Source organism: Achromobacter sp. 10T422 (assembly GCF_056394065.1).
Map to the genome: position 1 here is coordinate 60,840 of NZ_JBFTHD010000006.1, position 19,098 is coordinate 79,937.

General features: G+C 62.4%; 15 protein-coding genes. 3 read left to right on the forward strand and 12 right to left on the reverse strand.

Translation table 11 applies throughout. The features are described 5' to 3' along the window. Positions 1–3 precede the first annotated feature (3 nt). The 5 genes from pstB to ppk1 form a co-directional block, all read right to left on the reverse strand. Entirely contained in the window at positions 4–780 is a 777-nt protein-coding gene (gene pstB / locus AC1DB0_RS16740) for a phosphate ABC transporter ATP-binding protein PstB (RefSeq protein WP_006221056.1), read from the reverse strand. A 48-nt stretch (positions 781–828) separates the two neighbouring features. Then, positions 829–1,683 carry a phosphate ABC transporter permease PstA gene (gene pstA, locus AC1DB0_RS16745; RefSeq protein WP_082387318.1) on the reverse strand — a complete coding sequence of 285 codons (855 nt, stop codon included), beginning with the start codon at positions 1,681–1,683 and terminating at the stop codon, positions 829–831. A gap of 26 nt (positions 1,684–1,709) precedes the next feature. Beyond that, entirely contained in the window at positions 1,710–2,726 is a 1,017-nt protein-coding gene (gene pstC / locus AC1DB0_RS16750) for a phosphate ABC transporter permease subunit PstC (protein WP_035212374.1), read from the reverse strand. A gap of 157 nt (positions 2,727–2,883) precedes the next feature. Beyond that, on the reverse strand, positions 2,884–3,924 hold the full coding sequence (gene pstS, locus AC1DB0_RS16755; protein ID WP_476758708.1) for a phosphate ABC transporter substrate-binding protein PstS: 1,041 nt from the start codon (positions 3,922–3,924) through the stop codon (positions 2,884–2,886). A gap of 244 nt (positions 3,925–4,168) precedes the next feature. Next, a complete protein-coding gene (ppk1, locus tag AC1DB0_RS16760) occupies positions 4,169–6,244 on the reverse strand; it encodes a polyphosphate kinase 1 (protein ID WP_054427935.1) in 2,076 nt (691 codons plus the stop codon). A gap of 222 nt (positions 6,245–6,466) precedes the next feature. Between ppk1 and ppx the strand changes: the two genes are divergently transcribed. After that, positions 6,467–7,954 carry an exopolyphosphatase gene (ppx, locus tag AC1DB0_RS16765; protein ID WP_054427936.1) on the forward strand — a complete coding sequence of 496 codons (1,488 nt, stop codon included), beginning with the start codon at positions 6,467–6,469 and terminating at the stop codon, positions 7,952–7,954. Between the two features lie 204 nt (positions 7,955–8,158). On the opposite strand, the gene AC1DB0_RS16770 is transcribed toward ppx, so the two are convergent. The 5 genes from AC1DB0_RS16770 to AC1DB0_RS16790 all read right to left on the reverse strand — a co-directional run bounded on the left by AC1DB0_RS16770 (position 8,159) and on the right by AC1DB0_RS16790 (position 14,124). Continuing rightward, on the reverse strand, positions 8,159–8,965 hold the full coding sequence (locus AC1DB0_RS16770; RefSeq protein ID WP_427948697.1) for a GNAT family N-acetyltransferase: 807 nt from the start codon (positions 8,963–8,965) through the stop codon (positions 8,159–8,161). 215 nt (positions 8,966–9,180) lie between these two features. Next, positions 9,181–10,524, reverse strand: a complete 1,344-nt coding sequence (gene glmM / locus AC1DB0_RS16775) for a phosphoglucosamine mutase (RefSeq protein WP_054427938.1) — start codon at positions 10,522–10,524, stop codon at positions 9,181–9,183. After that, positions 10,521–11,366: a dihydropteroate synthase gene (folP, locus tag AC1DB0_RS16780; RefSeq protein WP_476758709.1), complete on the reverse strand. Its 846-nt coding sequence runs from the start codon at positions 11,364–11,366 to the stop codon at positions 10,521–10,523. The genes glmM and folP overlap by 4 nt, the downstream gene beginning before the upstream one ends. 18 nt (positions 11,367–11,384) lie before the next feature. Next, complete coding sequence (gene ftsH / locus AC1DB0_RS16785; protein WP_054427940.1) at positions 11,385–13,274, reverse strand: ATP-dependent zinc metalloprotease FtsH; 1,890 nt, start codon at positions 13,272–13,274, stop codon at positions 11,385–11,387. Between the two features lie 217 nt (positions 13,275–13,491). Next, entirely contained in the window at positions 13,492–14,124 is a 633-nt protein-coding gene (locus AC1DB0_RS16790) for an RlmE family RNA methyltransferase (protein WP_006222881.1), read from the reverse strand. Positions 14,125–14,142: 18 nt separating this feature from the next. Between AC1DB0_RS16790 and AC1DB0_RS16795 the strand changes: the two genes are divergently transcribed. Next, positions 14,143–14,745, forward strand: a complete 603-nt coding sequence (locus tag AC1DB0_RS16795) for a YhbY family RNA-binding protein (protein WP_054427941.1) — start codon at positions 14,143–14,145, stop codon at positions 14,743–14,745. Positions 14,746–14,874: 129 nt separating this feature from the next. Here the strand turns inward: AC1DB0_RS16795 and greA are convergent, their stop codons facing one another. Beyond that, positions 14,875–15,351, reverse strand: a complete 477-nt coding sequence (gene greA, locus AC1DB0_RS16800) for a transcription elongation factor GreA (RefSeq protein WP_054427942.1) — start codon at positions 15,349–15,351, stop codon at positions 14,875–14,877. Positions 15,352–15,987: 636 nt separating this feature from the next. Between greA and AC1DB0_RS16805 the strand changes: the two genes are divergently transcribed. Further along, positions 15,988–17,616, forward strand: a complete 1,629-nt coding sequence (locus AC1DB0_RS16805) for a methyl-accepting chemotaxis protein (RefSeq protein WP_054427943.1) — start codon at positions 15,988–15,990, stop codon at positions 17,614–17,616. A gap of 49 nt (positions 17,617–17,665) precedes the next feature. Here AC1DB0_RS16805 and AC1DB0_RS16810 read toward each other — a convergent pair whose 3' ends face one another. Further along, the gene (locus AC1DB0_RS16810; RefSeq protein ID WP_054427944.1) at positions 17,666–18,988 is read right to left on the reverse strand and encodes a solute carrier family 23 protein; all 1,323 of its coding nucleotides are present in this window, start codon (positions 18,986–18,988) and stop codon (positions 17,666–17,668) included. Between the last annotated feature and the right edge of the window lie 110 nt (positions 18,989–19,098).

A 19,098-nucleotide genomic window follows, 5' to 3' on the forward strand; every position in this document is an offset into this window, starting at 1 on the left:
CAATCAGCCGAAACGGCCCGTGATGTAGTCTTCCGTTTCCTTGCGCGACGGCTTCACGAAGATCTGGTCGGTCTGGCCGAATTCCATGAGTTCGCCCAGGTACATATAGGCGGTGTAGTCCGAGCAGCGCGCGGCCTGCTGCATGTTGTGCGTCACGATCACGACCGTGTAGTCGTTCTTCAGTTCGGCGATCAGCTCTTCGATCTTGGCAGTGGAAATGGGGTCCAGCGCCGAGCAGGGCTCGTCCAGCAGCAACACTTCCGGCTTGATGGCCACGCCGCGTGCAATGCACAGACGCTGTTGCTGGCCGCCCGACAGGCTGTTGCCGCTTTGGTGCAGCTTGTCCTTCACTTCGTTCCACAGCGCGGCCTTGCTCAGGGCCCATTCCACGCGCTCGTCCATCTCGCCTTTGGACAGGCGTTCGAACAGACGCACGCCAAACGCGATGTTGTCGTAGATGCTCATCGGGAACGGCGTCGGCTTCTGGAACACCATGCCGACTTTCGCGCGGATCAGCGAAATATCGGTCTTGGCCGTCAGCAGGTTTTCGCCGTCCAGGATGATTTCGCCTTCGGCGCGCTGACCCGGATACAGCTCAAACATGCGGTTGAACGTGCGCAACAAGGTCGACTTGCCGCAGCCCGACGGGCCGATGAAGGCGGTGACCTTCTTCTCCTGGATCGACATGTTCACATTGCGGATCGCATGGAACTTGCCGTAGTAGAAGTTCAGGTTCTTGACCTCGATCTTGTTCTTGACGGCGGTAGCGGTGTTTTCCATTTCTTTTCCCTTGGCTCCGGCGCGCCACGCGCGCCGGCAAAGCGATCTTTACTTGCGGAACATGTTGCGGGCAATGATGTTGATGCCCAGCACCAGCAACGTAATCAGCGTGGCCCCGGCCCAGGCCAGGTCGTTCCAGTCCTTGAAGGGGCTGGCGGCGTATTGGTAGATGACGACCGGCAGGTTGGCCATCGGCGCGTTCATGTTGAACGACATGAACTGGTTGGACAGCGCGGTGAACAGCAGCGGCGCGGTCTCGCCCGAGATCCGGGCAATGGCCAGCAGCACGCCGGTGATGATGCCGGTCTTGGCGGCGCGATAGCACACCAGCGTGATCATGCGCCACTTGGGGCAACCCAGCGCCGCAGCCGCTTCGCGCAAGCTGTTGGGCACCAGCAGCAGCATGTTGTCGGTCGTGCGCACCACCACCGGTATCACCAGGATGGACAGCGCCAGCGCGCCCGCCCAGCCCGAGTAATGGCCCACCTGCGCCACGTACACGGCGTAGATGAACAGGCCGATGATGATGGACGGTGCGGACAGCAGCACATCGTTCAGGAAGCGCGTGGCCGGCGCCAGCCAGCCGCGCTGGCCATATTCAGCCAGGTAGGTGCCAGCCAGAATACCGACCGGCGTGCCGATCAGCGTGCCCACGCCCGCCATCACCACGCTGCCGAAAATTGCGTTGATCAGGCCGCCGGTTTGACCCGGGGGCGGCGTGATCTCGGTGAACAGCGTGTAGGACAGCGCGGGCGCGCCCTTGGTCAGCAGGGTCAGGATGATCCAGAACAGCCAGAACAAGCCGAACGCCAGCGTGCCCAGCGACACCGTCAGCATGATGCGGTTGAGGATGCGGCGGCGTCGGTAAACGCCATTCTGCATATTGAGTACGGAGACAGCCATGATCTTTTCCTTGTGCTCGCGGCGCGTCAGGTCTTCTTGCCTTCGCCAGCAGACAGGCGAACCAGCAGCACTTTGGCCAGCGCCAGCACGATCGTCGTGATCAGGAACAGGATCAACCCCAGCTCCAGCAACGCCGACTTCTGAATGCCGCCCGCTTCATTGAATTCGTTGGCCAGCGCCGAGGCGATCGAGTTGCCCGGCGAGAACAGCGAACCGGACCACTTGAAGGCGTTGCCGATCACGAAGGTGACTGCCATCGTCTCGCCCAGGGCGCGCCCCAGGCCCAGCATGATGCCGCCGATGACGCCCGACTTCGTGAAGGGCAGCACCACGCGCCACATCACTTCCCAGGTCGTGCTGCCCAGGCCGTAGGCCGATTCCTTCAGCATGGCCGGCACCAGTTCGAACACGTCGCGCATCACTGCGGCGATGAACGGGATGATCATGATCGACAGGATCAGGCCGGCCGTGAAGATGCCGATGCCGAACGGCGGACCCGCGAAGATGCCGCCAATGACAGGCACGCTGCCCAAGGTGGCGATCAGGAACGGTTGCACATACTGCTGGAACACCGGCACGAAGACGAACAAGCCCCACATGCCGTAGATGATGGACGGAATGGCGGCCAGCATTTCAACGGCCGTGCCCAACGGGCGGCGCAGCCAGGTCGGCGACAGCTCGGTCAGGAAGATGGCGATGCCGAACGAGACGGGTACGGCGATGATGAGGGCGATGGCCGACGTCAGCAGGGTGCCGATGATGGGCACCACCGCGCCGTAGTTCTGATTGACCGGGTCCCAGTCGTTCAGCCACAGGAACGACAAGCCGTATTTGGCCAGCGACTCGCGGCTGCCGTAGATCAGGGATACCAGAATCGCCGCCAGCAAAATGAACACCAGGAAGGCGAACAGGCGGGTCAGATTCTTGAATAGCGCATCCATCAGCGCGTTTTTATTTTGCTTCATAGGCGAAGGCGTGCCGGTAGTCACGGAGTCCGCCACGCTGGGCGAAAGCGGCACACTATTATCCATTACCGCGCTCATGGATGGACTTTCCTTAGAGAACCTGGGGGAAAACATCGAGGGTCTTGCAGCGCACCGCCCCTGTCCTTCCGTTCGCGGAATTCAAGGGGCGGCGGCTTGATGGGTTGGGCGCACGGGGTTTCTGCATACCTGCCAGGCCCCAGCGCGCCACACCCCTTTACTTCCAGACGGCCTTGCCGTCGGCAGCCTTCACTTCGCCCCAAGCAGCGCGAATTTCTTTGGTGACGGCTTCCGGCAACGGCACGTAGTCCATCGCTTCAGCCGACTTGGCGCCGTTCTTGAACGCCCAGTCAAAGAACTCCAGCACAGCCTTGCCCTGAGCCGGCTTGTCTTGCGACTTGTGGATCAGGATGAAGGTGGCGGCGGTGACGGGCCACGAATCGGCGCCCGGCTCGTCGGTCAGGACCACGCCCATACCCGGCGCGCTCTTCCAGTCGGCGTTGGCGGCGGMAGCAGCGAAGGCCTTTTGTTCCGGCTGAACAAACTTGCCTTCCTTGTTCTTCAGCTGCGTCCAGGCCAGCTTGTTTTGCTTGGCGTAGGCGTATTCCACGTAGCCGATGGAGTTCTTCAGCTGGCCAACGTAGGCGGCGACGCCTTCGTTGCCCTTGCCGCCTTGACCCACGGGCCACTTGACGGCCTTGCCTTCACCCACTTGCGACTTCCAGTCAGCCGACACCTTGGACAGGTAGTTGGTCCAGCCGAAGGTGGTGCCCGAGCCGTCCGAACGGTGCACGACGATGATGTCGGCAGACGGCAGCTTGACGTCGGGGTTCAGCGCCTTGATGGCGTTGTCGTCCCACTTCTTGATCTTGCCCAGGAAGATGTCGGCCAGCACGGGGCCCGACAGCTTCAGCTTGCCCGGCTCGACGCCGTCAACGTTAACGACGGCCACGGTGCCACCGATAACAGCCGGGAATTGCAGCAGACCATTCTTTTCCAGGTCAGCGGCCTTCATGGGATCGTCCGAGGCGCCGAAATCGACGGTCTTGGCGATGATTTGTTGCTGGCCGCCGCCCGAACCGATCGACTGGTAGTTGACCGCGTTGTTGGTGGCTGCCTTGTAGTCCGACGCCCACTTGGCGTAGACCGGGTACGGGAACGATGCGCCGGCGCCGGTCACATCGGCGGCCTGGACGGCAAACACGGCGGCGCTCAGCGCGACGCCCAGGGAAACTTGTTTGAAGACACGTTTGAACATCAGGGTTCCTTCTGTGCTCGTTGGAGGAGTCTAGTCAGGCTTTTTCTAGTGCCTGTCTTTCAGCGACCCTCGCATCTTAGAAGCCCAACGTGACAAGATAGTGACAGTCACATACGCTTCATACGACACCGTTTCCGCCCTGCTCTTCCCCTGAAAACACCGCGGCCGCCCTGGAAAACCAGGGCGGCCGCGAAATTCGGGGACGCGTCGTTGTGTGACAGACCGCGTGTGACCGCCGCCGCCGTTACACGCCCAGCTTCTCCATCAGGTACAGATGCACGTTGAATGGCTCGCGGCGGCTTTTGACGCGGGCGTAATCGCCATCGGGTTGCTGCTGCCATGCCAGTTGGTTATCACGCAGGGCGTAGGTGAACGCCTCGTCGATGACACGCTTTTTCAACGTCTTGTCGTAGATGGGGAAGGCAATTTCCACGCGGCGGAAGAAGTTGCGGTCCATCCAGTCAGCCGACGACAAGTACACGGTTTCCTCGCCCTCGGCGAAGAAATAGAAGACGCGCGAATGTTCCAGGAAGCGGCCCACGATGGAGCGCACCCGGATGTTCTCGGACAGGCCCGGCACGCCCGCGCGCAACGCACACACGCCGCGCACGATCAGGTCGATCTTCACGCCCGCCTGGCTGGCTTTGTAGAGCTCTTCGATGACCTGCTCTTCCAGCAACGAATTCATCTTGGCCATGATGCGCGAGCGCTTGCCCGCCTTGGCCGCGCGCGCTTCGGCACGGATCAGCGCCACCATGCCGTCATGCATGGTGAAGGGCGACTGCATCAACGCTTTCAGCGAACGGCGCGCGCCCAGCCCGGTCAGCTGCGCAAACACCTTGTCCATGTCTTCGCACAACTTCGGGTCAGCGGTCAGCAAACCAAAGTCGGTGTAAAGCCGTGCGGTACGCGGGTGGTAATTGCCCGTGCCCAAGTGGGCATAGCGGCGCAGACGGCCTTTTTCACGGCGCAGCACCACCGCCATCTTGGCGTGCGTCTTGTGCGCCACGACGCCGTACACCACATGCGCCCCCACCTCTTCCAGCTTGGATGCCCAGTTGATGTTGGTCTGCTCGTCAAAGCGCGCCATCAGCTCCACCACCACCGTGACTTCCTTGCCGGCGCGGGCTGCGGCCAGCAAGATTTTCATCAGCTCGGAATCTTCGCCGGTGCGGTAGATGGTCTGCTTGATGGCCATCACATCGGGGTCGAGCGCGGCCGCGGTCAGGAAATCGATGACGGGCTGAAACGACTGGTACGGATGGTGCAGCAGACGGTCTTGCTGGGCAACGGCTTCGAACAACTCATGCGGCTTGTCGCCGATGCGGTCAAACGGCGCCGGCACGGGCGCGCGATAGTCCGGGAACAACAGGTCGGGCCGCAAATCGGAATTGCACAGCTGCATCAGGCGCGACAGGTTCACCGGCCCTGGCACGCGGTAGGTGTCCTCGGCCTTCAGCGAGAACTCGCGCTGCAAGAAGGTTTCCAGTTCGACGGGCGTGAGCTTGTCGATCTCCAAGCGCACCGCCGCACCGAAGTTGCGTTGCGACAACTCGCCTTGCAGCGCGTGACGCAGATTGGTGACTTCTTCCTCGTCCACGAACAGATCGCTGTTGCGCGTGACGCGCCACTGGTAGCACCCCAGCATCTCCAGCCCCGGGAACAGCTCGCCCACAAAGGCGCGCAAGAGCGAGGTCAGCAGGATGAAGCCTTCGGGATGGCCGGACAGTTCCGGCGGCATCTTGATCAGGCGGGGCAAGGCGCGCGGCGCCTGCACCACGGCGATCGACGCCTGCCGGCCAAAGGCGTCGGCCCCGGCCAGCGACACAATGAAATTCAGGCTCTTGTTGTAGACGCGGGGAAACGGGTGCGCCGGGTCCAGCCCGATGGGCGTCAGCAGCGGCATCACATCGCGGTTGAAGACATCACGCGCCCACTCTTGCTGCTCGGCGTTCCATTCCGATGCGTGATGCAGGGTGATGCCCTCGGTCTGCATGGCCGGCAGAATTTCGTCATTCAGCAGGTTGTACTGGCGGGCGACCAGGGCATGCACCGCCTGCTGAACGTTTTCAAACGCCTGGTCCGGCGTCATCCCGTCGGGGCCGACCAGGTTCGGCGACTGGCGCTGCTGCTCTTTCAGGCTGGAGATCCGGATTTCAAAAAATTCATCCAGGTTCGAGCTCACAATGCACACGTAACGCAGCCGCTCCAGCAGGGGCGTCTTCGGATTTTCCGCCATCGCCAGCACACGATCGTTGAACTTAAGCAGCGACAACTCGCGATTCATGAGCAAGGGCTCGCCAGGCGGGCGTGTGGGCATACCGGATTCCATACGTAGGGAGGGAGCGTGGAGTTTTACTGCAAAAGAGTGACGGTTCTATGACACCGCGCCAAAACCATAGCGTACGCCTAAATCGGGACATATGGCGCACCCGCGATATGCCGCCAAGCCCATGTTCCATAAGCGAAAACCCGTAGCTGGGGGCACTGTCATATGGGGTCTCTATAATCAGGCCACCTCTAAGCCAATATCACGAGCCGCATGGATCAACTTCTGGCCGCGGTGGACCTCGGGTCCAACAGCTTCCGCCTCTCCATCGGACGCATCGTTCAACAGGACGGTACGCCCCAGATCTATCAGATTGATCGTCTCAAGGAAACCGTTCGGCTTGCCGCCGGCCTGGACGCCGAGAAACGCCTTGGYGATGACGCCATCGAGCGCGCCATCGCCGTCCTGGAGCGCTTTGGCGACCGCCTGCGCAGCTTCCACCCCAACCGGGTTCGCGCGGTCGCCACCAACACGTTCCGGGTCGCCCGCAACACGAAAGACTTTCTGCCCCGCGCCGAAGCCGCGTTGGGCTTTCCCATTGAAGTCATCGCCGGCCGCGAAGAGGCCCGCCTGATCTTCTCGGGCGTGGTTCATACCCTGCCCCCGTCGCCGAACAAGCGGCTGGTGATCGACATCGGCGGCGGGTCCACCGAAGTCATCATCGGCAAGGGCCACGAGCCCGGGCTGATGTCGTCGCTGTACATGGGTTGCGTCAGCTACAGCCGCCAGTTCTTCTCGGACGGCGTTGTGGATGCGCACCAGATGAAGCAGGCCGAACTGGCCGCGCGCCGCGAAATCGAAGTCATCGCCAAGCAGTACCGCAAGATGGGCTGGAAGGAAGCCTACGGCTCGTCCGGCACCGCCAAGGCGCTGTTTGCGATCCTGACCGAAAGCCGGTTCTCGGACCGCGGCATCACGCGCGCTGGCCTGGCCAAGCTGAAAGACCGCATCGTGCGTTCGGGCCGCGTCATTCCGTCCGAGCTGCCCGGCATCAAAATCGAACGCTCCGACGTGCTGCCCGGCGGGCTGGCCATCATGAGCGCATTGTTCGATGAGTTGGGCATTGAAGTCATGCACACCGGCGACGGCGCGTTGCGCCTGGGCGTGCTGTACGACCTGCTGGGCCGCGACGACGAGCACGACAAGCGCGACGAATCGGTACGCCAGTTCATGAAGCGCTATCACGTCGACCTGAACCAGGCTCGCCGCGTGCGCCACGCCGCGCTGACGTTGTTTGACGCCATGTTCCCCGAAGGCCCCGAACGCGCCGAACTCCGCCCCGCGCTGGGCTGGGCGGCCGACCTGCACGAAGTGGGCCTGTCGATTGCCCACAACGCGTACCACAAGCACACGGCCTACGTGCTGGAAAACGCCGACATGCCGGGCTTCTCGCGGGCCGACCAGCAACTGCTGGCCCTGCTGGCGCTGGGCCACCAGGGCAAGCTGACCAAGCTGGAACCCCTGATCCGCACGCGTCCGCAATGGAAGGCCATCCTGAGCCTGCGTCTGGCGGTGCTGCTGTTCCGCCGCCGCGGTGAAATCGAACCGCTGCCGTTGACGGCATCCGTGCGCGATAACTCCATCGTCGTGCGCGTCAACCGCGAATGGCTGGCGCAACATCCGCTTAGCGACTTCACGCTGCGCGCGGAAGAAGCGGAATGGAACAAGGTAGGTTTCTCGTTCGAACTGCTTGAGTACTGACGCCCGCGCGCGGATGAGCGCGCGCGGACGAAAAAACGGGCGATGGCAGCAATGCCATCGCCCGTTTTACGGTGCCAGCAGAATCGACTCAGAACGGCGACAAATCTGTCTCGCGATGGAGCTGCTTGAGCTCCATGCGCAAGGGCCGCGTGGCCCGCCGTATCAATCTGATCTTCATACGGCGGATGAGGCGGCGCATGATGATCAGCGCTGGCCGTTCAAAGCGGCCGGTTGGTCCAGGCCGAAGTGACGGCGGTAGCGCTCGTCCATACGCTCCATCTTCAGCAGCACCGGGAAGTCAGCGGCGTTGAAATCCGGGTCCCAGGCGGGTTCGCCACACACCTTGGCGCCCAGCTTCAGATAACCCTTGATCAGCGGCGGCACGCGCGCTGGCAGCGTGCTGTTCAGCTTTTCTACCGGATAGCGATGCAGCGGTTTGACCTGGGGCTCACCGTCTTGCGGCAGCTGCTTGGAGATCGTGCGCCAGACTTCAGCGGCAGTGACGCCATCGTCACGCAGGCTCACGCTGGCGCAGCCCAGCACGTATTCGTAGCCGCCGCGACGCAGGTATTCCGCCAGGCCGGACCACAACAACATGATGACGGCGCCGTTGCGGTAGTCGCTGTGCGTACAAGAACGGCCGACTTCGACGAGTTCGTCGCGGATTGAACCCAGACCGGAAAGATCGAATTCAGACTGCGAGTAATAGCCGCCGGCTTCCCGCGCCTTTTCAGGGGTCAGGATGCGGTAGGTGCCGACCACGCGGCCGGTGTCCATTTCGCGAACCATCAGATGTTCGCAGAAGGGATCGAAGCGATCGTGTTCGATTCCATCTTGGGCGTCGGGAAAGACCACGCCCATATCTTCAGTGAAGACGTCGTAGCGCAGACGTTGAATCTGCTCGATTTCTTCCGCCGTGCGCGCCAGGCCGACCGCCAGCACCTTCGGGGCGACGCCCGGCCACGGTTCAGCGGGATTACGACTGGGGTTAATGCGTGCTAGTTCCAGCATTGCGCGAAGCTCCTAGAGAGTCCAGTCAGTGTGGACGCCCTGTATGTCAAAGACTTGACAGATATGTTACGTGACTATGAAGTTTAGTTCGGGGGAGATAGATCAACTTTAGGCAAATCTCGACAAAACTTTACAATTAAATACTGCGTCACAATGCAGAAAAGCCACCCACCGCAACGCGGTGAGTGGCTTTCAATTCAAAAGGCCTGGGGTGCTTACGCCAAGCTGGCGGCAAGCTTCTCGGCGCTGGAAACGGCAAGGGCTTCATCTTCCGCTTCGACCATCAGGCGCAGCTTCGGTTCCGTACCCGAGGCGCGGATCAGAATGCGGCCACGGCCGTTAAGCTCGGCTTCGACGGCCTGGCGCGCGGCGGTCAAACCGGCGTGGGTTTTCCAGTCCTGGCCCGGGGCCAGCGGCACATTGATCATCTTCTGCGGGTACATGCGCAGGTCGCTGACCCACTCTGCCATCGTCGTGCCGTTGCGGCGCAGGGCCGTCAGCACCTGCAGGGCGGCGATGATGCCATCGCCCGTGGAGTGGCAGTCCAGGCACAGCAGGTGGCCGGAGCTTTCGCCGCCATACTGCCAGCCGCGCGATTGCATTTGCTCCAGCACGTAGCGGTCGCCCACGTTGGCGCGCTCAAAGCCGACGCCCAAACGGGTCATTTCGCGTTCGAAACCGAAGTTGGTCATCAGCGTGCCGACAACCCCGTCCACCTTGCCGCGCTGCATGCGCTCGCGGACGATGGCGTACAGCAGTTCGTCGCCGTTGTAGATACGGCCGTCGCCATCCACCACTTGCAGGCGGTCGGCGTCGCCGTCCAATGCGATGCCCAGTTGCGCGCCGCGCGCCTTCACTTCCTTGGCCAGCATCTCAGGGTGCAACGCGCCTACGCCCTTGTTGATGTTGAAGCCGTCCGGGTGCACGCCGATGGCATGCACTTCGGCGCCCAGCTCGCGGAACACGTGCGGGGCGATGTTGTAGGCCGCGCCGTGCGCCGCATCCACCACGATCGTCATGCCGTTCAGGTCCAGATCGTTGGGGAACGTGCTCTTGCAGAATTCGATGTAGCGGCCTTGCGAGTCCGACATGCGGCGCGCGCGCCCCAGGCCTTCGGAGCTGACGCAGCCCAGCGGTTCGTCCAGGGCGGCCTCGATGTCGGCTTCGATCTCATCGGGCAGCTTCATGCCCTGCGCCGAGAAGAACTTGATGCCGTTGTCCTGATAAGGATTGTGCGAAGCGCTGATGACGATGCCCGCCACCAGACGCAGTGCGCGCGTCAGGTAGGCGACGGCTGGCGTCGGGATGGGGCCGGCCAGCAACACATCGATGCCCGCCGCCGACAAGCCGGCCTCCAAGGCGGATTCCAACATGTAGCCCGAAATGCGGGTGTCTTTACCGATGACGACTTGCGGGCGGCTGCCACCGCGTGCGGCGTGCTCACGCGCCAGGACGCGGCCCGCCGCATAGCCCAGGCGCAAGGCGAATTCGGCGTTGATCACCGGACCGCCCACTTCGCCACGTACGCCATCGGTACCAAAATACTTGCGTCGAATCATGAACTGATTGCTCCTTGTTCAGCCGCATGCCATACCTTAAGCGCATCCACGGTGGCGGCAACATCGTGCACACGCACGATGGAAGCCCCACGAGACACACAGGCAAGCGCCGCGGCAATGCTGCCGGGCAGCCTGTCGCCAACCGGCCGGCCTGTGGCCTGGCCAATCATGTTCTTGCGCGACAGGCCGATCAGCAATGGATAACCTGTGCTGCGCAGGCTGGACAGCCGGCGCAGTAATTGAAAGTTCTGGTCCGCCGTCTTGCCAAAGCCGAAGCCCGGGTCCAGCACGATAYGGCGGGGATCGACCCAGGCGGCACGCAACTTCTGCGCGCGCGAACCTAGGAAGAGTCCGATTTCACCGAGCAGGTCGGTGTATTCGGGGGGGGCGGCCTGCATGGTGCGAGGCTCGCCCTTCATGTGCATCACGCACAGCCCGCAGCGCGACTGCGCCACCGCTTCGATAGCGCCGGGCTGACGGAAGCCATAAATATCGTTGATCATGTCCGCGCCCGCATCCAGCGTGGCGCGCATCACTTCGGGTTTGAAAGTGTCGATAGACAGCGGCACACCGCAATCGCGCAGGGCTTCGATCACGGGCAACAGCCGGTCGAGTTCATCGGCCACCGACACCGGATCAGCGCCAGGGCGCGTGGACTCGCCGCCCAGATCCAGAATCTGCGCGCCTTCTGCGATCAGTTGGCGCGCATGCGCCACCGCGGAATCCGTATCGTCGTGCTGGCCACCGTCGGAAAAAGAATCCGGCGTGACATTGACGATACCCATGACAAGCGGGCGCTCGAGATCAAACTCGAAGCGCCCGCAAAGAAAGTTATTTGCCATAACTCAGGACAAAGAACCTCAGACTGCTGCAGCCGTGCTGCCACCAGCCGCCAAACCCGTGCTGGGCGGCGTGTCCGTCGAATCCGACGGACCTTGCGGCGTTTTCGGGGGACGCGGAGGACGGCCCTCGATGATGTCGTTGATCTGGTCTGCGTCAATGGTTTCCCATTCCAGCAGCGCCGAGGTCATCACTTCGACCTTGTCACGGTTGTCTTCCAGGATCTTGCGCGCGACGCTGTACTGCTCGTCGATGATGCGGCGGATCTCGGTGTCCACCTTTTGCATGGTGGCTTCCGACATGTGAGTCGTCTTGGTGACGCTGCGGCCCAGGAACACTTCGCCTTCGTTCTCGGCGTAGACCATCGGGCCCAGTTCGTCGGTCATGCCGTAGCGCGTGACGATGTCGCGGGCGATGGCGGTGGCGCGTTCGAAGTCATTCGAGGCGCCCGTCGTCATCTGGTCCATGAACAGTTCTTCGGCGATACGGCCACCGAACAGCACGGCGATGGTGGACAGCAAGCGGCCCTTGTCCATGCTGTAGCGGTCGGTTTCAGGCAACTGCATCGTCACGCCCAGCGCACGGCCGCGCGGGATGATGGTGACCTTGTGAACCGGATCGGTCTTGGGCAACAGGCGGGCAACGATCGCGTGGCCGGATTCGTGGTACGCGGTGTTCTTGCGTTCCTCTTCAGGCATGACGATCGAGCGGCGCTCGGCGCCCATGATGATCTTGTCCTTGGCCTTTTCGAAGTCAGACATATCCACCGTGCGGCCATTACGGCGAGCGGCGAACAAGGCGGCCTCGTTGACCAGGTTGGCCAGGTCGGCACCCGAGAAGCCCGGGCAACCGCGCGCGAGGATGGTCGCGTCGACGTTCGGCGACAGCGGAACCTTGCGCATATGGACCTTCAGGATCTGCTCGCGGCCACGGATATCGGGCAGCGGCACAACCACTTGACGGTCGAAACGGCCGGGACGCAGCAGCGCCGGGTCCAGCACGTCGGGGCGGTTGGTTGCGGCGATGACGATAACGCCCTGGCCGGATTCGAAACCGTCCATCTCAACCAGCATCTGGTTCAGCGTTTGTTCGCGTTCGTCGTTGCCGCCACCCAGGCCGGCGCCACGCTGACGGCCCACCGCATCGATTTCGTCGATGAAGATGATGCAGGGAGCGTGCTTCTTGGCGTTCTCGAACATGTCGCGAACGCGCGCAGCGCCCACGCCGACGAACATTTCAACGAAGTCCGAACCGGAAATGCTGAAGAACGGAACCTTGGCTTCGCCGGCGATGGCCTTGGCCAGCAGCGTTTTACCGGTACCGGGCGAGCCCACCATCAGCACGCCACGGGGAATGCGGCCGCCAAGCTTCTGGAACTTGCTGGGGTCGCGCAGGAAGTCGACCAGTTCCTGGACGTCTTCCTTGGCTTCATCGCAGCCGGCAACGTCAGCGAACGTGATCTGGTTGGTGTTTTCGTCGAGCATGCGGGCGCGAGATTTGCCGAAGCTGAACGCCCCGCCTCTGCCACCGCCCTGCATCTGTCGCATGAAGAATACCCAGACGCCAATCAGCAGCAGCATGGGGAACCACGACACGAAGATGCTCATCAGCAGCGATTGCTCTTCGCGCGGCTTGCCCGACACCTGGACGCCGTACTTCAGCAGATCGGAGACCATCCAGAGGTCGCCGGGCGAAGTCAGCGTGTAGGCGCGGCCCGCGTCCGGGGTGACGTACAGCACATCGCCCTGAACGTCGACCTTGCGGATACGTCCCGCCTTGGCGTCGTCCATGAACTGCGTGTAGGTCACGCCGTCCTGGGTCTGAGCGCGTCCGTCGAACTGTTTGAAGACGGTGAACAGCACAAGGGCTATCACCATCCAGACAGCGACTTTCGAAAATGAATTATTCAAGGTCGATCTCCTGCTTTCGATTCCGACCGGCGACCGCGCACCCGCATATGGCACAGTCACAAGTATGTCAATAGCCCATTCTACCCTGTTGGACCCGATTGCGTCCTGGGGCCCCTGGGGTCCGTGTAGTTACGTCTGATTCTTCGTTATGGTGGTCGTTGTCTCGGCAAGCAGGTAAGTTCTTCGGGATTCCGGAGCCACATGCCCCGGCCCGGGGTTACTTGAGATCGCGGGCAACCAGAAAGGTTTCAGAGGACTTTGCCCTTGATGCCTTCGGCTTGCGCTCGACCACCCGCTTGAAGTGCTGCTTGAAGCTTTGCACGATCTGCGAAAAACCGCTGCCGTGGAAAGCCTTGACGATCAGCACGCCGTCGGGCTTGAGGTGAGCGCGGGAAAATTCCATCGCCAGGTCACACACATGCTGGATGCGCGCGGCGTCGGCAATACCCACGCCTGACAAGTTGGGGGCCATGTCTGAAATAACAAGGTCCACGGCATGCGATCCGACCATGTCTTCCAATTGTTTCAGAACTTCGTCTTCGCGGAAATCGCCCTGGATGAATTCCACGCCCGCAATGGGTTCCATGGGAAGCATGTCCAACGCAATAATACGTCCGTCCACGATGCCGCCCGGCCCCGTCAGGCGCTCTCGCACCACTTGGGACCAACTGCCGGGCGACGAACCCAGATCGACGACCAGGTCTCCCCGACGGAGCAACTTTTCGTTGTCCAAAAGCTCGATCAGCTTGAAAGCGCCCCGGGCCCGATAGCCCTTCTGTTGCGCCAGCTTCACATAGGGATCGTTGATGTGCTGGTGAATCCAGTCTTTAGAGAATTTATTCTTGGCCATTACCGTACAATTCCACGCATGCCTATATTAGAACTTACCTCTCGTGAGCGCAGCGACCTTCGCTCCGCCGCTCACCCTCTGCGCCCCGTCGTCCTGATTGGCGACAATGGCCTGACCGAAGCCGTGCTTAAGGAAATTGACCTGGCACTGACTTCGCACGGCTTGATCAAGGTACGCGCCGGCGGCGATGACCGCGAGGCCCGCGAGACCATGTTGTCGACGATTTGCGACACTTTGTCCTGCGCCGCGGTGCATCACCTGGGCAAGACCCTGATTCTTTTCCGCCCGCTGGCCGGCAACGTCAAGCCCGCCGCGCTGGCCGCCATGGAGCCCGAAGCTCCTGCCAAGCGCCGTGCCTCCGAGCCGTACACGCCCAAGAAGATTGCCGCCGAAGGCAAGACGCTTGCCAAGCGCCCCCGCCGCAGCGAGACCGAAGAGCCCAAAGCCGCCAAAACGCGCTTCGTGCCCCAGGACCAGCTGAACAAGAACGGCAAGCCCATGCGTCCCAGCAACAAGCGCGCTACCGTCAGCGGCCACGGCATTCCCCGCCGCGCGGGCAGTGCACTGAGCTTGCGAGCCGGTGCTCGCAGCGGCACCAGCCGCAAGACCACGAAAAAGTAAGGCCAGGCACAAAAACGGGCGCTCTACGCGCCCGGTTCACCATAGCGATCCGCGAATGTACCGCGGAAATCAGACGAACGCAGGGTTCGGGCTATGGCGTTTTGACAATTTACCGCTTGGGCGGATGCGTCAGATGTAACGCACGCCCAGAACTTCATACTCGCGAACGCCTGCCGGGGCCTTGACCTCGACGACATCGCCTTCGCTCTTGCCGATCAGTGCGCGCGCCACAGGGCTGGACACAGAGATCAAGTTGGACTTGATGTCGGCTTCGACGTCGCCAACGATCTGGTAAGTCACGCGGTCGCCGGAATCCAGGTCTTCGATGTCGACGGTGGCGCCAAACACGGCGCGACCTTCGGCGTCGAGCGACGTCGGGTCGATCAGGTGAGCATTGGAAAGCGTGCCTTCAAGTTCGGCAATCCGGCCTTCGATAAAGCCTTGGCGCTCGCGAGCGGCGTCATATTCGGCGTTTTCCGACAGATCACCCTGCGCACGCGCCTCAGCAATGGCGTTAATCACGGCAGGACGTTCCACGGTTTTCAGCCGTTGGAGCTCTTCTTGCAAGCGCTCGGCCCCGCGCACGGTCAAAGGAATGGCAGACATGTCGTTTCCCAAACAAAAGTAGAAAAACGCCCCGACGGAGCGTTCTCGGTGAAGGTCGTTACCCTGGCGCGCGCATGACGTCTGGGGCTTTTTTAAAGCGAGACGAGCGGCGCGGACGACCAAAACAAAACCCCGGCTCGGGTCGGAACCGGGGCAATCAAAGTCATATTGTGGGCAAAGTCCACCGGAATTGCAAGCCGCTGGAAAAAACGCGGTTTTCGGCGCAATTCACCGCTGTAACCCGCTAAAACCGGCCATTTCCTCAACAATCCTTAAGTTTGCGGGCGATGGCGACCCAACCGCCCCTGCACACGTTGCGCAAAAGATACTTAAGGATAGTTTTTAGCCCTTGATGGCGAAATTTAAAAATTTTGGGAGCAGGAAAATCAACAAAAACGGTATAACCGAAAACAAGCAGGATTAATAACAATTAGATACCAGCCTGTAGTCCCCGGCGTATCTCCTTATTTCAAGTGCGGGCATCGCGGCAGAAGCCGCCGCGATATCGATTGTGCGTGATGTGCATGTTCAGACGAACGCATCGCTGCCATCCGGTCCGACGTTCGTCGCTGCGCGCCGCGTGACGGGCTGCCCTGTCACCGCGTGCAGAGCCGCGTTCTAGACTGAGGAGCTCTCATGCTGGAAAAAATGAAAGTCCGTACAGGCATGCTGCTGGTGCTGGCCTGCTTCGTCGTTGCGCTGGGACTGGCTTGCGGATTGAGCTGGCTGAATGCGGGGCACAGCGTCCGCGAAATCGAAGATCTGAACACGGTGGCCGTTCACCAGGTTGACCCGCTGTATGAGGCCAATGGCGCCTTGCTGCGCACTCGGCTGGCGCTGGACGACGCGCTGGCGGGCATGCTGGCCAGCAACGCCGAGCAGACCCGCACGGCCGAGCAGGAAGCCGCCGCCGAACTGGCGCAGGCGCGTGAACGATTCACCCGCTACATGGAGGTGCCCAAGAGCGAACGCGGCCAGGCGCTGGCGCTGACGCTGCAAGGCCGCTTCACGGAATACGCCGCGCTGCTGGACACGCTAAGCGCCGCCATCAAGGAACGTTCCGCGGCCAAGTACCAGCAGGATGTGGGCCGGACGCGCCAGGCCGATGTGAACTTCGTGCGTGACATGAAGACGTTCCTGGCCCGCGTGCAGGAGCGCAGCGACGGCGTGCTGGCCAGTTCACAAGCCACTTATTCGAATGCACGAATTTCATCCATCGCCCTGCTGACCGCCGCCCTGTTGTTGACCGCCCTGTGCTGGACCTTCATCCGGCGCGGCGTGCTGCTGCCCTTGCAAGAGGCGGGCCGGCACTTTGACCGTATCGCCGCAGGCGACCTGACCCAACGGGTCGACAGCCGCTCCAACAATGAGATCGGCGCGCTGTTTGCGTCACTCAAGCGGATGCAGGAAGGCCTGACCCGCACGGTGACCACCGTGCGCCAGGGGGTAGAAGAGATCAACGTGGGCGCGGCGGAAATCGCCGCAGGCAACGCCAACCTGTCCACCCGCACCGAGCAGCAGGCCGCCGCCCTGGAAGAAACCGCCGCCACGATGGAAGAGCTGGCCGCCACCGTCAAGCAGAACGCCGAAAACGCCGCGCAAGCGAATCAGATGGCCGCCATCAGCATGGACGTCGCGCAGCGCGGCGGGCACAACGTGGGCCAGGTCGTGTCGACCATGCAGGGCATTTCGGACAGCTCACGCAAAATCGCCGACATCGTCTCGGTGATTGATGGCATCGCCTTCCAGACCAACATCCTGGCGTTGAACGCCGCCGTGGAAGCCGCGCGCGCGGGGGAACAGGGCAAGGGCTTCGCCGTGGTAGCGGGTGAAGTGCGCAACCTGGCGCAGCGCGCCGCGCAGGCCGCCAAAGAGATCAAGACCCTGATTGAAGCCTCGGTAGATACGGTGCAGGCCGGCTCGGCCCAGGTAGCGGCCGCGGGCCAGACCATGCAGGAAATCGTGGCGTCCGTGCAGCGGGTGACGGACATCATGGGCGAGATCTCGGCCGCCTCGGCCCAACAGGCCAGCGGCATCGATCAGGTCAGCCTGGCGGTCTCGCAAATGGATGAGGTAACGCAGCAGAACGCGGCGTTGGTGGAAGAGGCGTCAGCCGCCGCCTCCGCGATGGAGGAGCAGGCGCGCCGCTTGTCCGAGGCGACTGCCGTATTCAAGACACAGTCGGGGCAAGTGATTGACGCCACGCCGGTAGTGGCATCCCCGCTTGCCCACGCCAAGCCCTCGGCGCGCTTGTCGCGGTCTTGATTGGGCGCCAGCCTGCGCGGGCCGCAAGACCTTGCGCAGGCTTGTCAGATCAGACGACTGCCGGCGCCCGGCGGCGCAGCAAGGCGTACAGGATGATGGCGCCGAAGGTGGCGGTACCGATGCCGCCCAGCATGAAATCGCCCAGCTTGATCGTGAAGTCGCCCGCGCCCAGCACCAGGGTCACGGCGGCCACGATCAGGTTGCGGTTGTCGCTGAAGTCCACCTGGTTGACCACCCAGATGCGGGCGCCGGCGATCGCGATCAGGCCGAACACCACGACTGACATCCCGCCCAGGACCGGACCCGGAATCGTCTGGATCAGCGCGCCGAACTTGGGCGAGAAGCCCAGCACGATGGCGATCAGCGCGGCCACCACGAAGACCAGCGTGGAATAAATGCGGGTAACCGCCATCACGCCGATGTTCTCGGCGTAGGTCGTGACGCCCGTGCCGCCCACCGCGCCCGAGACCATCGTTGCCACGCCGTCGCCGACGAAGGCGCGGCCGAGATAACGGTCCAGGTCCTGCCCGGTCATGGCGCTGACTGCCTTCACGTGGCCCAGGTTTTCCGCGACCAGGATGATCGCAACCGGCACGATCAGGCCCATGGCTTCCGCCTTGAAGACAGGCGCCGCGAAATGCGGCAGCCCGATCCAGGCGGCCGCCGCCACGCCGGAGAAGTCGATCGGCTTGCCCAGCCCCATGCCGTTAGCCAGCACGGCGTAGATCACGCAGGCCAGGATCAGGCCGACCAGGATCAACAGCCGCTGGACCATGCCCTTCGTATAGACGGCGATGCCGCCCACGCAGACGATGGTGACCAGCGCCATGAAGGTATCGAAGCCCGATGCCCCCATGGCGCCCTTGGCCGCAATCGGCGCCAGGTTCAGCCCGATCACGGCGACGACCGCGCCCGTCACCACGGGCGGCATCAGCGTATCGATCCAGTTGGCCCCGCCGCCCGCGCGCGCATTCACGATCCAGACGATGACGCCGATCAGCGTATAGACCAGGCCGCAGGCGATGATGGCGCCTAGCGCCACCCCGATGTTCGCGTTGGCCCCGCCCCCGGCGTACCCCGTCACGGCAATGACGCCGCCGATGAAGGCAAAGCTGGAGCCCAGATAGCTGGGCACGCGGCCACCCACGAACAGGAAGAAGATCAGCGTGCCGATCCCCGACATCAGGATGGCGACGTTGGGGTCAAAGCCCATCAGCAGGGGCGCCAGCACGGTCGAGCCGAACATCGCAACCACGTGCTGCGCGCCCATGGCGACGTTCTTGGGCCAGGACAGCCGTTCATCGGGCGCGATGATGACGCCAGGTTCGGCGTCGTCCGCCAGGCGCCAACGCGGGAAATAGGAATTGGACATGGGAATCCCAAAGAAGGTGTTGGGGTGAGCGGGCGCCAGTGTAAAGGGGGCCACGAAAACGGGGCAATGCTTAAGTTCGCAACGAAAATGCCGTAGCTAGGGAAAGCCCC

Excerpts from the sequence above, each read along its gene's own strand:
- pstB (WP_006221056.1), bottom strand. The coding sequence starts at position 780 with ATGGAAAACACCGCTACCGCCGTCAAGAACAAGATCGAGGTCAAGAAC.
- pstA (WP_082387318.1), bottom strand. The coding sequence starts at position 1,683 with ATGGCTGTCTCCGTACTCAATATGCAGAATGGCGTTTACCGACGCCGC.
- pstC (WP_035212374.1), bottom strand. The coding sequence starts at position 2,726 with ATGAGCGCGGTAATGGATAATAGTGTGCCGCTTTCGCCCAGCGTGGCG.
- ppk1 (WP_054427935.1), bottom strand. The coding sequence starts at position 6,244 with ATGCCCACACGCCCGCCTGGCGAGCCCTTGCTCATGAATCGCGAGTTG.
- AC1DB0_RS16770 (WP_427948697.1), bottom strand. The coding sequence starts at position 8,965 with ATGCTGGAACTAGCACGCATTAACCCCAGTCGTAATCCCGCTGAACCG.
- glmM (WP_054427938.1), bottom strand. The coding sequence starts at position 10,524 with ATGATTCGACGCAAGTATTTTGGTACCGATGGCGTACGTGGCGAAGTG.
- AC1DB0_RS16790 (WP_006222881.1), bottom strand. The coding sequence starts at position 14,124 with ATGGCCAAGAATAAATTCTCTAAAGACTGGATTCACCAGCACATCAAC.
- AC1DB0_RS16795 (WP_054427941.1), top strand. The coding sequence starts at position 14,143 with ATGCCTATATTAGAACTTACCTCTCGTGAGCGCAGCGACCTTCGCTCC.
- greA (WP_054427942.1), bottom strand. The coding sequence starts at position 15,351 with ATGTCTGCCATTCCTTTGACCGTGCGCGGGGCCGAGCGCTTGCAAGAA.
- AC1DB0_RS16805 (WP_054427943.1), top strand. The coding sequence starts at position 15,988 with ATGCTGGAAAAAATGAAAGTCCGTACAGGCATGCTGCTGGTGCTGGCC.
- AC1DB0_RS16810 (WP_054427944.1), bottom strand. The coding sequence starts at position 18,988 with ATGTCCAATTCCTATTTCCCGCGTTGGCGCCTGGCGGACGACGCCGAA.